The sequence below is a fragment of the Paractinoplanes abujensis genome, assembly GCF_014204895.1.
Taxonomy (GTDB): Bacteria; Actinomycetota; Actinomycetes; order Mycobacteriales; family Micromonosporaceae; genus Actinoplanes; species Actinoplanes abujensis.
This window is the reverse complement of sequence record NZ_JACHMF010000001.1, coordinates 7,197,551-7,210,497: the sequence shown is the minus strand read 5'-3', so window position 1 is coordinate 7,210,497 and position 12,947 is coordinate 7,197,551. Positions and strand designations below refer to the sequence as shown.

Sequence of the window (12,947 nt, the reverse complement as noted above, 5' to 3'; positions counted from 1 at the left end):
AATCAGTCGACTCGCTCCCGGGAGCCGCCGTGACCCGTCTGGCCGGTTCGTCGAAACTGCTGCGCGCCATGAACGAGAGCGCGGCCCTGGCTCACCTGCTGGACCCCGGCATGCTCACGCGGGCCGACCTGCGCAAACTCACGGCCCTGTCGACCCCGACGATCTCCGAGGTGCTGCGCCGGCTCACCGACGCCGGCCTGGTCAACGTCGTAGGCCACAACAGCGGCCGGCCGGGTCCCAACGCGGAGATCTACAACGCCAACCCCGACGCGGCGTACGCGGCGGCGGTCTCCGTGCGCGACATCGGCGCGAGCGGTGCCCCCTCGGTCGTCGCCGCGCTGTGCGATCTCACCGGCACGGTCCGCGGGCGCCTCGAGTCCCGCATCGACTTCCTCACCACCGACCCGCTGAACGCGCTGGTCGACGTCGTGGCCCGGCTGCGCGACGAGGCCGGCGTGCCCGCCGAGCGGATCCGTCACGTGCATTTCGGCGTGGCCGGCTCGTACGACACGCACACCGAGACGATCCGGCACGTCGACGTGCCGGGTTTCGGCCGTACGGGTCTGGTGCCCGAACTGGCCGCGGCGCTCGGCACGGCCGTGGGCGTCGACAACGACGTCAACCTGGCCGCGATCGCCGAGCGGCGTCGCGGCGTGGGCCGGGAGGCCGAGGGCTTCGCCCTGCTGTGGCTGGGCGAGGAGGGCCTCGGTCTGGCCATCGACATGGCGGGCACGCTGCTGCGCGGCGCCCGGGGCGGTGCGGGCGAGATCGGCTACATGCCGCTTTACTCCCCCGACTCCTCGCACCGCAAGCTCGACCTGCAGGACCTGTTCGGCGGCGCGGCAATCCTCGAGCTGGCCCGGGACAACGGCGTTCCGGGTCGCACCCCCGCCGAGGCCGTACGGGCCGCGGCCGCCGACTCCGGCCCGGGTGACGATTTCCTGGTCGCACTGGCCGACCGCATCGTGATCGGCCTGGCCGCGGTGATCGCCGTGCTCGACCCGTACCTGGTGGTCCTGGCCGGCCCGATCGCCCAGGCCGGCGGCGTCCGGCTGCTGTCAGCGGTCAATTTCGCCGTACGGCGGGCCGCCCCGCTGGAGAGCACGATCGCCATCACCGCCATCGACGACGACTCCGTGCTGCTCGGCGCCCTCGACGCCGGCCTCACCGCCGTACACAACTCCCTGATCGCCTCGATCCGCGACTCCTAGGCTCCCGCCCGGCTCACGAGCTCGGCACCCACCTCCACTTTCTACGCGCCAACCCCGGCCACGACCAGCCCGCCCGACAGCACCCCGCGCCACGACCACCCCGCTTGACCGCACCCCGGCCACGACCAGCCCGCCCGGCCGCACCCCGCGCCACGACCACCCCGCTCGACCGCACCCCCGCGCCAACACACCCTTGCCTGACCCCGCGCCCTTCGCACCCACTTTCAATTTCTCCCGTTTTATCAATTTATTTCATTCTTCGCATAGCCGAATTCTGAGAGGCCACAGTGAACAAACGGCTCCCGCGCGCCCTTTTTGCCCTGGTATCGACTGCCGCACTGGCGGCCGCCTGCACCCCGGCGCCCAAGGAAACCAAGATCGCCGACCCCGGTACGGAAGTGGCCGGCACCGTGGAACTCTGGCACTTCTTCACCGAGCGCGAGGCCGCGGCGATCGACCAGGTGGTCAAGGACTTCGAAGCCGACCACCCCAAGATCAAGGTGACGATCAAGGCCGGTCAGGACGATTCCAAGGTCACCCAGGCCATCGGCGCCGGCAACGGGCCGGACGTGGGGCTGTCCTACTCGACCGACATCGTCGGCAAGTTCTGCTCGTCGGGCGCGTGGATCGACCTCAAGCAGTACCTCGACCGCGACAAAGTCGACCTGAACCAGCTCAACGCGACCACCCGGTCCTACACGGAGTATCAGGGCAAGCGGTGCGCGATGCCGTTCCTGGCCGACGCGTACGGCATGTTCTACAACAAGGACCTGTTCGCCAAGGCCGGGCTGAGCGGGCCGCCCAAGACCCTGGACGAGCTGACCGCGTACGCGAAAAAACTGACAGTGAAGAACGCCGACGGCTCACTCAAGACCGTCGGGTTCCTGCCGCTGTACGACTTCTACGAGAACGCCGCCTCGCACCTCGCCCCGGCCGTCGGCGCCAAGTGGCTGACCGACGACGGCAAGTCCGCGGTGGGCGCCGACCCGGCCTGGAAGACGCTGATGACCTGGCAGAAGGACCTGGTCGACTGGTACGGCTACGAGAACCTGACCAAGTTCCGGGCGAGCCTGGGTGACGAGTACAGCGCCGACAACGCCTTCCAGAAGGGCCAGGTCGCGATCAACATCGACGCCGAGTACCGCTTGGCCTTCGTGAAAGATCAGACCCCGGACCTCAAGTACGGGGTAGCGCCCATCCCGACCAGCGACCCCGCCCGGTACGGCGGCGGCTACGTGACCGGCAACATCGTCGGGATCAGCAAGAACGCCAAGAACCCCGAGGCCGCGTGGGAGCTGATCAAGTATCTGACCACTAACGACAAGGCCATCATCAAGCTCTCGGGGCTGCTCAAGAACATCCCGACCACGACCGCGTCGATCGCCGACCCGGGCCTCAACGCGGACGCCGACTTCAAGACGTTCATCGACATCTTCAACAACCCGAACTCGTCGACGACCCCGCCCAGCGCGTCGGGACCGGCGTACCAGGAAACGTTCGGTCAGTTCCTGAACAGCTATCAGGCCGGCAAGGTCAAGAACCTCGACGCGGGCCTGGCCGATGCCGACAAGCAGATCAACAGCGTCATGACTCTGGGCGGCTGACGATGACCGCCAAACCCTTGGGCGTACGGGTCAGGAAGGGCGCCACCACCTTCTCGTTCCTCGCGCCCGCGCTGATCGGCATCGCCGTGTTCTTCCTGTACCCCCTGGGTTCGGCGGTCTACTTCTCGTTCACGAAGTTCGACCTGCTCTCGGTACCCGAGTGGGTGGGGCTGGACAACTACCGGCGGATGGCCGACGACCCGTTCCTGCTGCAGTCCGTCCGCAACACGCTGTGGATGGTGGTGGTCTTCGTTCCCGTACGGATCATCGGGGCGGTCGGCCTCTCGATGCTGCTGACCCAGCTCAAGCGGGGCGCCGGTTTCTTCCGTACGGTCTTCTACCTGCCCGCGCTGGTCCCGCCGGTGGCCGCCACCATCGCGTTCGTCTACCTGCTCAAGCCGGGCACCGGTCCGGTCAACCACTTCCTGGAGTCGATAGGCATCCAGGGCCCGCTGTGGTTCAACTCGCCCACGTGGGCCAAGCCCTCGCTGGTGCTGCTCGGCCTGTGGGCGATCGGCGACCTCATGGTGATCTTCCTGGCCGCTGTTCTCGGGGTGCCGGCCAGCCTGTACGAGGCCGCGGAGCTGGACGGCGCGAACGCGTGGCAGCGGTTCCGCTCGATCACGCTGCCGACGATCCAGCCGGTGGTGCTGTTCGCGGCGGTGACCGGCGTGATCTACACACTGCAGTACTTCGACCAGGCGGCCGTGGCGGGCTCGATCGCCAGCGGGCAGGCCACCGTGGGCGGCGGCATCTCGTCGAACTTCGGCTTCCCCGAGGGCTCGACCTTCACCTATCCGCTCTGGCTCTACACCGTCGGCTTCCGCTACAGCGCCCTCGGCTACGCCAACGCGCTGGCCATCGGCCTGTTCGTGGTGGCGCTGGGAGTCACGTTGATCCTGCTGCGCCGGGCCAAGGCCTTCACCGGGGAGGAATCGTGACAGCTCTGATGGAGGCGCCGGTTCTTGCGCCGGCCCCGCCCGACCGCCGATACGCGCGGCAGCGCCGGCTGGCGTGGATCGGCAAGCACAGCATCGCGATCGTGCTCGGGATCATGTTCGTGACCCCGGTCGTCTACCTCGTGCTGCTCTCGCTGATGACCAGCGATCAGGCTCTGACCAGTGATTACTGGCCCAACGCGTGGCACCCGGAGAACTACGTACGGGTCTTCGAGGTCACGCCGCTGCCGCGCTATCTGCTCAACACGATCATCTATGCGGTGTCGTCGACCGTGCTGGTGCTGCTGTCGAGCGTTCCCGCCGCGTACGCGCTGGCGAAGTTGCGGTTCCGCGGCCGCAACGGGCTGTTCCTGCTGGTGATCTGCGTGATGATGCTCCCGCCGCAGGTCGTCACCGTGCCGCTGTATCTGATGTGGGCCCGCTACGGCCTGACCGGCTCGCTGGCCCCGCTGATCATCCCGGCGATCTTCGGCGACGCGTTCTGCATCTTCCTGCTGCGCCAGTTCCTGCTCACGATCCCCAGCGAATATCTCGACGCGGCCCGGGTCGACGGCTGCGGCGAATGGCGCACGCTGCTGCGGGTCGTGCTGCCGATGGCGCGCCCCGGCATCGCGGCGGCCGGGCTGTTCCAGTTCTTCTACTGCTGGAACGACTACTACGGCCCGCTGCTCTACACCAGCGAGAACGAGAGCTCCTGGACGCTGTCGCTCGGCCTGGCCTCGTTCCACAGTGTCCACCACGTCGACTGGAACCTGGTCACCGCGGCCACGGTGCTGGCCATGGCCCCGCTCATCATCATTTTCTTCTTCGCTCAGCGTGCCTTCGTCCAAGGCATCACATTGACGGGATTCAAGGGTTGAAAATCGCGGTCATCGGCGGTGGCTCCACCTACACGCCGGAACTGGTCGACGGGTTCGCCCGGCTCGGGTCGATGGTCACCGAACTGGTGCTGATCGACCCGGCGGCCGAACGGCTCGACGTGGTGGGCGCGTTCTCCGCCCGCATCCTGCAGCACCACGGACACCAGGCCAAGATCTGGTGGACGACCGACCTCGACGCGGGCGTGACCGACGCCGACGTGGCGCTGATCCAGCTGCGCGTCGGCGGTCAGCAGGCCCGGATCAACGACGAGACGTTCCCGCTCGAGTGCGGCTGCGTCGGTCAGGAGACCACCGGCGCCGGAGGCCTGGCCAAGGCCCTCCGTACGGTCCCCGTGGTGCTCGACGTGGCGTCGCGCATCCGCGAACGGGCCAAGCCGGGGGCCTGGATCATCGACTTCACCAACCCGGTCGGCATCGTCACGCGGGCGCTGCTCGACGCCGGCCACCGGGCCGTCGGGTTGTGCAACGTGGCGATCGGCTTCCAGCGGCGGTTCGCCGGCCACCTCGGCGTGGACCCGTCGCAGGTCGTGCTCGAACATGTGGGCCTCAACCACCTGACGTGGGAGCGGGCCGCCTATGTGGACGGTGTCGATCGACTGCCGGATCTCCTACGTGATCACCTGCCTTCCCTGGCCGCCGAGGTCGATCTCGCACAGGCGGTGCTCCAGTCCCTGGGCAATGTCCCGTCGTACTACCTCTCGTACTTCTACTCGCATGACCGGCATGTGCAGTCGCTGATCGGCGCGCCGACGCGGGGTCAGCGGGTGGCCGAACTGGAGGCTTCGCTGCTCGAGATGTACCGGGACGTCTCGCTGGTGCAGAAGCCGGCATTGCTGGAGGAGCGCGGGGGCGCGTACTACTCGGAAGCCGCGGTCGGGTTGATCGCCTCGCTGCACGGGTTCGATTCCTCCGCGGTGCACTCGGTCAACGTACGAAATGAAGGCCTTTTGCCGTTCTTGCCGGCATCCGCGGTGATCGAGGTGTCGGCTCGGGCCTCCATCGACGGTCCGGCCGTCTTGCCGGTGTCGCCGCTGCCGCCGGATATGGCGGGACTCATCGGTCACGTCTCCGGTTATGAGGAGCTTGCGCTGGACGCGGCGCTGCGCGGCGGCCGGGAACGGGTGTATCGGGCGCTGCTCGCCCACCCGCTGGTCGGGCAGCACGAGATCGCCGACCCGCTCACCGACCTGCTCATCGCGAGCGGCCGGGCGCATCTCGCGTGGGCCCGATGAGAGCGCTCTATCTGGCGGTCGACGGGGGCAACTCGAAGACGGACGTGGTGCTCGGCACGGCGACCGGCGAAGTGCTCGGCTACGTCCGCGGCGGCACGTCCTCCCCGCACAACATCGGCCTGGACGGCACGGTCACGGTGCTCGACCAGCTCATCCGGGCCGTGCACGCGCGGGCCGGCATCCCGTACGGCACCCCCGTCGACGTCGTGGCGGCATACCTGGCCGGCGCCGACCTGCCGATCGAGGTGACCGCCCTGCAGGAGGCGCTGTCGGCCCGGTCGTGGGCCCGCCGGACCGTGGTCGACAACGACTGCTTCGCCCTGCTGCGCTCCGGCACTGCGATGCCCGACGCGGTCACCGTCGTCTGCGGGGCCGGCAACAACTGCGTGGGCCGCGCGGCCGACGGGCGTACGGCCCGGTTCGTCGCCCTCGGCCCGATCTCCGGCGACTGGGGCGGCGGGCACGAACTGGCCGACCAGACCCTGCACCTGGCCGCCCGCGGCGAGGACGGCCGCGGTGCGCCGACCGCCCTCAGCGCCGCCGTGGCCGCGCACTTCGGCCGGCCCACGGTCGAGGCCGTCTCGATCGCCGTGCACTTCGGCGAGATCCCCGGCGCGGCCATCCCGCCCCTGTCGCACCTGCTGTTCGAGGTGGCCGCGGACGGGGACGCGGTGGCCCTGGCCCTGATCAAGCGGCAGGCCGACGAGATCGTGGGCCAGCACCGCGTGGCCGCGAACCGGCTCGACCTGCTCGACCGCCCCCATGCCCTGGTGCTGGGGGGCAGCGTGCTGCGGGCCCAGCACCCCCTCCTGCACAACCAGGTGGTCGCGGGCGCGCGTCGCCAGGCCCCGCTGGTCGAGATCTCCGTTCCCGCCGCACCCCCGATCACGGGCGCGGCTCTGCTGGCGCTGGACGCGCTCTCACCCGGCCACCACGCCGAACCCGTCGTCCGGGCCGCCCTCGCCACCCTGACCGCCCACGACCAGCCCCCGGCGCAGGAGGCCGCTTGACCAGCCCCAACCCCCGGCTGGCAGCCCGCCCCACCAGACCGGTCCGTGCACGGCCGAGCCGAGCGCCGAGGTGTCAGCGGCGGGTCAGGATCAGGATCTCGGCCAGGGCCGCCACCGCCATCGCGGCCACCAGGGGCACCACACCACCGACCAGGGCGTAGACGAACAGCAGCAACGGCGCCACGAAGCCCACGTAGGCCGCGGCCGCCAGCGGACGGTTGTGTTGCCGGAGCCGGGTCAGGGCCACCGCCAGCGGCTCCGGCACGGCCCGGTTGAGCACGAAGGTCACACCGGCGAACAGCAGCACACCGATCAGCCCGGCCCAGGTGCGCGAAATCCCCTCGCTGGTCAGCGTCATCAGCCCCGCGAACAGGCCGGCGACCAGCGTGGCGTTGGTGCCGAAAAGCACGTGCCGCCGGACCGCCTCGGCCGAGTCGGCGGACGGGTCGAGCACCGGCCGGCTGGGCCGGCTGACCGCGGCCTCCCCCGTCCAGCCGGCCGAGGTGGTCTGCGGTTCCTCCGGGTCGGGCCGGTCCGGCGCCGGGTAGCTCCGCGGGAACGGCTGCGGATAGTCGCCCTCGGCGTCGGGGGCCACCGGCAGCGTCGCCTCGTCGGCCAGCGACTCCAAGGCTCGCGCCCAACGCCGCCGCTCGAACCGCACGATGCCGACGTCGCGCTGGGCGTCCCCGATCGCCGGGTCAAGATCCAAGGCTTGCGCGTACGCCCGTTGGGCCAGATCGAAAAGACGCAGCCGAGCAGCCACGACGGCCAGCACCAGATGCGCCTCGGCCTCGGCGGGCGCGACGCGGACGGCGTTCCACGCGGCGTTCAACGCTTCCTGCCCGTTGCGCGACTCACTGAGCAGGGCCGCCCCGGTGCGCTGGGCGTACGCGTCGGCGGGCCACTGCCTGATGATCGCGCTCGCGACCTGCGCCGCCTCGCCGTACTTCTCGCTGTCGGTGAGCGCCATGGCCCGGACGACAAGGTTGGTCAACGTCGACGGGGACGCCGCCACCGCCCGCTCGGCCGCCCGCAACGCCTCGCCGGGCTGATCCGCTGCGAGATGGATGCGGGCCAGAGTGGCCAGCAAACTGGCCTCGTCGGGCGCCGTCGCCAGCCCCGAAGCGATCTCCTGCGCGGCCTCGTCATACCGCCCGAGGTCGGCCAGCAGCAGCGCACGCTGCCGATACTCTTCCGGCGTGGTTTCGGGTTCCAGAGGCGCGGCCACGCTCCGAGAGTAGGCGCTGCCACGAAATCCCACGCTGCCGGGTAACCCGCCCCGAGTCACCGGAAGCACGCATTTCGCCCACATCCCCCACACTCATGGCCCGCCCTCCACCGGGGGTCCCCCGCCACTGCCAATTGTGACCGCTTTCGTCGATCTTCGAGGCCGCGGCCGCGCCGCCCTGTGGACAACCCGCCGCCTGTGGACAACCCGCGGATCTTCAGCAAAGTGTGCTTCCGAGGTGGCGGTTCAGATCTGGGCGACCAGCGCGACGGCCATGGCCGCCAGTCCTTCGCCCCGGCCGGTGAGCCCGAGGCCGTCGGTCGTGGTGCCGGAGACGGTGACCGGGGCGCCGACCGCGGCCGACAACACCTGCTGGGCCTCCGCGCGACGCTTACCGATCTTGGGGTGGTTGCCGATGACCTGGATCGAGACGTTGACGATCTCCAAGGAGGCGGCCCGGACCAGGCGCGCGGTCTCGGTGAGCAGGGCCACCCCGGAGGCGCCGGCCCATTCGGGGCGGGAGGTGCCGAAGTTGCTGCCCAGGTCGCCCAGCCCGGAAGCGCCGAAGAGCGCGTCGCACGCGGCGTGGGCGGCTACGTCGGCGTCGGAGTGGCCGGCCAGGCCGGTCTCGTCGGGCCAGAGCAGGCCGGCTACCCAGCAGGGCCGTCCAGCCTCGAAGGCGTGCACGTCAGTACCGATGCCGACCCGCTGGTTGATCACTGCGTCAGGCTATCGGTGCCGAAGCGGCCGGGAAGCAGCGGCAGGTCGCCGGGGCCGGAAGCCGCAGCAGGTCGCCGAGGCCGGAAGCCGCAGCAGGTCGCCGAGGCCGGAAGCCGCAGCAGGTTGCCGGGGCCGAGGAGCAGCGGCGGGCCGGCGAACTGGGAGCAACGGCCCGCTACCGGGGCTGGGAGTGGCGGCGGTCAGTGCGGCTGGGCGAGCAGCGCCTCGGCCAGGATCAGGTCCAGAGGGCGGGTGATCTTCATGGCCAGCTCGGAGCCGGGAACGCAGGTGACCGGAATGCCGGCTTTTTCCACCAGGCCGGCGTCGTCGGTAAGGGCGTCGGCCGCGGCCGCATGGGCGGCGGCGAGGACGCTGTGCTGGAAGCCCTGCGGGGTTTGCACGCTGCGCAGGACGGAACGGTCGACCGTGCCGAGGACCGTCTCGTCGGCGGCGACCTCTTTGATCGTGTCGACCACCGGGAGCACGGGAATGACCGCGGGGCGGCCCTCGCGAACCGCCGCCGCCACCGACTCGATCACGGTGGGTGGGGTCAGGGCGCGCGCGGCGTCGTGAACGAGCACGATGTCGACCTCGGGTGGCACCGCGGCCAGGGCCCGGGCCACCGACTCCTGACGTTCGGCCCCGCCGGCCACCACGGTGACCGGCGCGACCGGCGTCAGAAGTGTGCGCACCGCCTCGACCTCGGCCGCTGGAGCGGCGACCACGATGAGACGGACCGACGGCGCGGCCGCCACCCGGCGAATCGCATGCACGAGCAGCGGTTCACCGGAGAGCAGACGCAAGGCTTTGGGCCCGCCCGGGCCGAGCCTCAGGCCGGCACCTGCCGCCGGAACCAGGACCGCGACGTCACCGCGGGCATTGAGCTTCGCGGTCACGTCGCGGTCCTGTGCGAACACAAAAACGGTGTTGTGGATCAGGCCTCGGTGAGGACCTTGTCGAGGAGAACCTCGGCCTCGTCCTTGGTGCTCTTCTCCGCCAGAGCAACCTCACCGACAAGGATGTCGCGCGCCTTGGCCAGCATGCGCTTCTCTCCGGCCGAGAGACCACGCTCGCGCTCACGACGCCAGAGGTCACGAACAACCTCAGCAACCTTGAGCGGGTTGCCGGAGGCAAGCTTCTCGAGATTGGCCTTGTAACGCCGCGACCAGTTCGTCGGCTCCTCGGTGTGCGGAGCGCGGAGGACGTCGAAGACCTTGCCCAGGCCTTCCTCGCCAACCACTTCGCGCACGCCGACGATTTCGGCGTTCTCAGCGGGCACCCGCACGGTCAGATCGCCCTGGGCAACGCGCAGCACAAGATACTGCTTTTCCTCGCCCTTGATGACCCTTGTTTCGATTGCCTCGATGAGTGCGGCCCCGTGGTGGGGGTAAACAACGGTCTCGCCGACACTGAAAACCATAGGTTCGAAGCCCCTTTCGCTGTGTCTAGGGTAACACGCTCAGGCAGCTATGTCCCGCCCTGCCGGTCACTGTTAGTGCAGCTCAGAGGCCCTGTGATGGGCGTTTCTGCGGCTTGACAGACGGGCCGCGAGCTGCCTCAGTAACCGTGAGTGATGGTTTGGTGACCCCTAAGACGTACGGGTCGGATATTTCGCACCTACGGCGTTTGTGAGGTCAAGCTTATCGCTAAGGTCCGGAAGCGCGCACTACTGGCGGTCGGGCCCCGCTTAAGGAAGGCTGGGCGCAAGGTCCCCGACCGCGAAGAACCACTGGTCGGCCCGGGGGGAGGGTGTGTCATGGCTGGTGCGAGCAACAACGGCGGATTTGGCAGTTCGCCGGACGACCTGCCCGACCTGCCCGAGGAGTGGGGCGTCATCGTCATCCCCGACGATCTGTCCGCACTCTCCGACGAGGTCGACGCCGTCCGGGCTGAGCTGCGGCTCGCCGGGCCTCCGACGCGCTGGCAGCGCCTGATCCGCCGGCCCGCGGTGCGCAAGCTGCGCCGGGCCGCCGCCACCACGCTGCGCGCCCCGGTGCTCATCATCTCGCTTGCCGTGCTGGTCACCGTGGCCAGCCTCTTCGCCTCGGCCTGGCCCGGGCCGCCACGTCAGCCGGCCGTTCAGCGCACGGCCAACACGACTCCCGGGCCCGTCACGACGCTGCCCGCCCTCGAGCTGGTGGCGACCGACGGTCAGACGGTGCCGCTGCGTGGGCGGCTACCCGCTGTCATCCTGCTCGTGGACGGCTGCGCCTGCGCGGCACTGGTTTCCGACACGATCGACGCCGTCGGCCCCGAGATCGCCGTGATCACCGTGTCGGCCGCGACCGCCTCGGCCTCCGCCGCGGGCACCCCGCCGACCGGGGCCATGCCCCCGGCCAACGGGAAGACCGTTCGAGTGCTGAACGATCCGACCGGCACCCTGCGCAGCCATCTGCATCTCGGCACGCCCGACACGACGGCCGCGGCCGTGCTGGTCGATCGCGGCTCCCGCATCGTCCGCACGGTGCCGCGCACCGCCTCGATCGAAGACTTCCGCGCCGACCTGGCCCGGTTGTGAAGCACCGCCGGTACGAGATTCAGCCGGGAACGCGCTTGAGCGAATAGCGGAAGACGACCGGCCCCTCGTCCCCGACCACGACGGTCATCCGCATCACGCCGCCCAGCCCCACCTCGAAGCTGTCCGGCGGCAACTGCCCGGAGCAGCGCACCCCCAGCCCCGAGTCGTTGCCCGTCCGGCTCAGGCTCACCCGGACGAAGCTGTCCGGCCCGCCGCGACAGATGAGCGAGACCAGGTACGACCCGGTGTCGACGAACGACTCGAACGTCTGCTGACCGCCGGCGGGCAGCGCGGCCGTCTGCGCGTCGGCCTGGCCGTCGACGTCGGGCAGCTGCCGCTCGACGTCGGAGCGCCACTGCGCCGCCGGGTCGCCCGGGCTCTCCGGCGGCGCGGCCAGGAACCACCACGTCGCGCCCGCGGCGACCAGCGCCCCGGCCGTGGAATAGAGGATCGCTCCGCGCGCCCGCTCACCCGTCACACGGGTGACTGTAGAAGCAGCGTGCCGTAGAGCGTCAGTCCCGGACCGAAGGCCAGCATCACCACCCGTCGCGGCGGGGCGGCCCGGCGACGGAGCGCGTCGAGCACGAGCAGGACGGTGGGCGACGAGCAGTTCCCGTACGCGGAAAGCACCTCCCGCGAAGCGGCCAGCGCGGAATCGTCGAGCCCGAGCCGCGCCTGGACCACATCGAGGATCTTGGGTCCGCCCGGGTGCACGGCCCAGCCGTCGACGTCGCCGATCGTCAGCCCGTTGCGGTTCAGCAGGTCGTCCACGAGCTTGCGAACGTGCAGTTCGAGCACCGCCGGCACCTGCGCGGAGAGCCCCATCCGAAACCCGAGATCGGTGACTTCCCAGGTCATGTGGTCGGCTGTGGTGGTGTCGGTGACCGCGGCGACGTCCTGCACGACCAGGCCGGGGCCGCCGGGGGTGAGCGCGACGGCGGCCGCCGCGTCGGAGAACAGCGCGTGCGAGACGATCTGCTGGAAGTCGGTCCGCACCGCCGCCGGCTGCAGGTGCAGGCTGGTCAACTCGGCGCAGAGCAGCAGCGCGGGCTGCTGCCGAGCGGTCACGAAGTCGGCCGCCGCACCCAGCCCGGGCAGCGCCGCGTAACAGCCCATGTGCCCCACGAAGAGCCGCTGCACCGACGGCGACATGCCCAGGTCGCGGGCGAGCAGGATGTCGAGGCCGGGCGTCGCGTAGCCGGTGCAGGAGCAGACGGCGAACAGGCCGAGGTCGCTCGCCGCGATCCCGGCGCCGGCCAGCGCACGGCTGACCGCCTCCTTGCCGAGCGGGATGGCTTCGACCTGGTAGCGGCGCATCCGCTGTTCGGTCGACCAGTTCGACACGTCTTCGAGCAGGGGGCTGACGGCGGCCTGCCGGGTCCGGACGCCGGAATTCTCGAAGATCCGCTTGGCCAGCGCGCGGCGGGTCCCGGTGTAGTGGTGCGAGAAGAAGTTTTCCCACAGGTCGGTCTGTACGGCCGAGGGCGGCAGCGCCGTCCCCAGCCCCGCGATGGTCGCGTTGCGATTCACTCGTGCCTCCTAGGCCCTGAACCCCGCCGCCATGTGAACAAACCTCAAAACGTA

13 protein-coding genes are annotated in these 12,947 nt (G+C 70.1%); 7 read left to right on the top strand and 6 right to left on the bottom strand.

Features of this window, described 5'->3' with window-relative positions:
- The first annotated feature begins 29 nt into the window (after positions 1–29).
- The 6 genes from BKA14_RS33035 to BKA14_RS33010 all read left to right on the top strand — a co-directional run bounded on the left by BKA14_RS33035 (position 30) and on the right by BKA14_RS33010 (position 6,897).
- Positions 30–1,211, top strand: coding sequence for an ROK family transcriptional regulator (locus tag BKA14_RS33035; RefSeq protein WP_184954686.1), 1,182 nt, complete (start codon positions 30–32; stop codon positions 1,209–1,211).
- A gap of 287 nt (positions 1,212–1,498) precedes the next feature.
- Positions 1,499–2,815: an ABC transporter substrate-binding protein gene (locus BKA14_RS33030; protein WP_184954685.1), complete on the top strand. Its 1,317-nt coding sequence runs from the start codon at positions 1,499–1,501 to the stop codon at positions 2,813–2,815.
- Positions 2,816–2,817: 2 nt separating this feature from the next.
- Positions 2,818–3,756: a carbohydrate ABC transporter permease gene (locus BKA14_RS33025; RefSeq protein WP_184954684.1), complete on the top strand. Its 939-nt coding sequence runs from the start codon at positions 2,818–2,820 to the stop codon at positions 3,754–3,756.
- Complete coding sequence (locus BKA14_RS33020) at positions 3,753–4,634, top strand: carbohydrate ABC transporter permease (RefSeq protein ID WP_239093222.1); 882 nt, start codon at positions 3,753–3,755, stop codon at positions 4,632–4,634. The genes BKA14_RS33025 and BKA14_RS33020 overlap by 4 nt, the downstream gene beginning before the upstream one ends.
- Complete coding sequence (locus BKA14_RS33015) at positions 4,631–5,887, top strand: family 4 glycosyl hydrolase (RefSeq protein WP_184954683.1); 1,257 nt, start codon at positions 4,631–4,633, stop codon at positions 5,885–5,887. The genes BKA14_RS33020 and BKA14_RS33015 overlap by 4 nt, the downstream gene beginning before the upstream one ends.
- Entirely contained in the window at positions 5,884–6,897 is a 1,014-nt protein-coding gene (locus BKA14_RS33010; protein WP_184954682.1) for an N-acetylglucosamine kinase, read from the top strand. The genes BKA14_RS33015 and BKA14_RS33010 overlap by 4 nt, the downstream gene beginning before the upstream one ends.
- Positions 6,898–6,970: 73 nt before the next feature.
- Here BKA14_RS33010 and BKA14_RS33005 read toward each other — a convergent pair whose 3' ends face one another.
- The 4 genes from BKA14_RS33005 to BKA14_RS32990 form a co-directional block, all read right to left on the bottom strand.
- Positions 6,971–8,125, bottom strand: coding sequence for a tetratricopeptide repeat protein (locus BKA14_RS33005; protein ID WP_239093221.1), 1,155 nt, complete (start codon positions 8,123–8,125; stop codon positions 6,971–6,973).
- A 246-nt stretch (positions 8,126–8,371) separates the two neighbouring features.
- Positions 8,372–8,845, bottom strand: coding sequence for a 2-C-methyl-D-erythritol 2,4-cyclodiphosphate synthase (ispF, locus tag BKA14_RS33000; protein WP_184954680.1), 474 nt, complete (start codon positions 8,843–8,845; stop codon positions 8,372–8,374).
- 200 nt (positions 8,846–9,045) lie between these two features.
- On the bottom strand, positions 9,046–9,741 hold the full coding sequence (gene ispD, locus BKA14_RS32995) for a 2-C-methyl-D-erythritol 4-phosphate cytidylyltransferase (protein WP_184954679.1): 696 nt from the start codon (positions 9,739–9,741) through the stop codon (positions 9,046–9,048).
- A 38-nt stretch (positions 9,742–9,779) separates the two neighbouring features.
- Positions 9,780–10,265: a CarD family transcriptional regulator gene (locus BKA14_RS32990; protein ID WP_030443670.1), complete on the bottom strand. Its 486-nt coding sequence runs from the start codon at positions 10,263–10,265 to the stop codon at positions 9,780–9,782.
- A gap of 336 nt (positions 10,266–10,601) precedes the next feature.
- On the opposite strand from BKA14_RS32990, the gene BKA14_RS32985 reads away from it, so the two are divergent.
- Positions 10,602–11,363: a hypothetical protein gene (locus BKA14_RS32985; RefSeq protein WP_184954678.1), complete on the top strand. Its 762-nt coding sequence runs from the start codon at positions 10,602–10,604 to the stop codon at positions 11,361–11,363.
- A 19-nt stretch (positions 11,364–11,382) separates the two neighbouring features.
- On the opposite strand, the gene BKA14_RS32980 is transcribed toward BKA14_RS32985, so the two are convergent.
- Positions 11,383–11,841, bottom strand: coding sequence for a DUF6023 family protein (locus BKA14_RS32980; protein ID WP_184954677.1), 459 nt, complete (start codon positions 11,839–11,841; stop codon positions 11,383–11,385).
- The gene (locus BKA14_RS32975; RefSeq protein WP_184954676.1) at positions 11,838–12,893 is read right to left on the bottom strand and encodes a type III polyketide synthase; all 1,056 of its coding nucleotides are present in this window, start codon (positions 12,891–12,893) and stop codon (positions 11,838–11,840) included. Before BKA14_RS32975 ends, BKA14_RS32980 begins: the two co-directional genes overlap by 4 nt.
- Between the last annotated feature and the right edge of the window lie 54 nt (positions 12,894–12,947).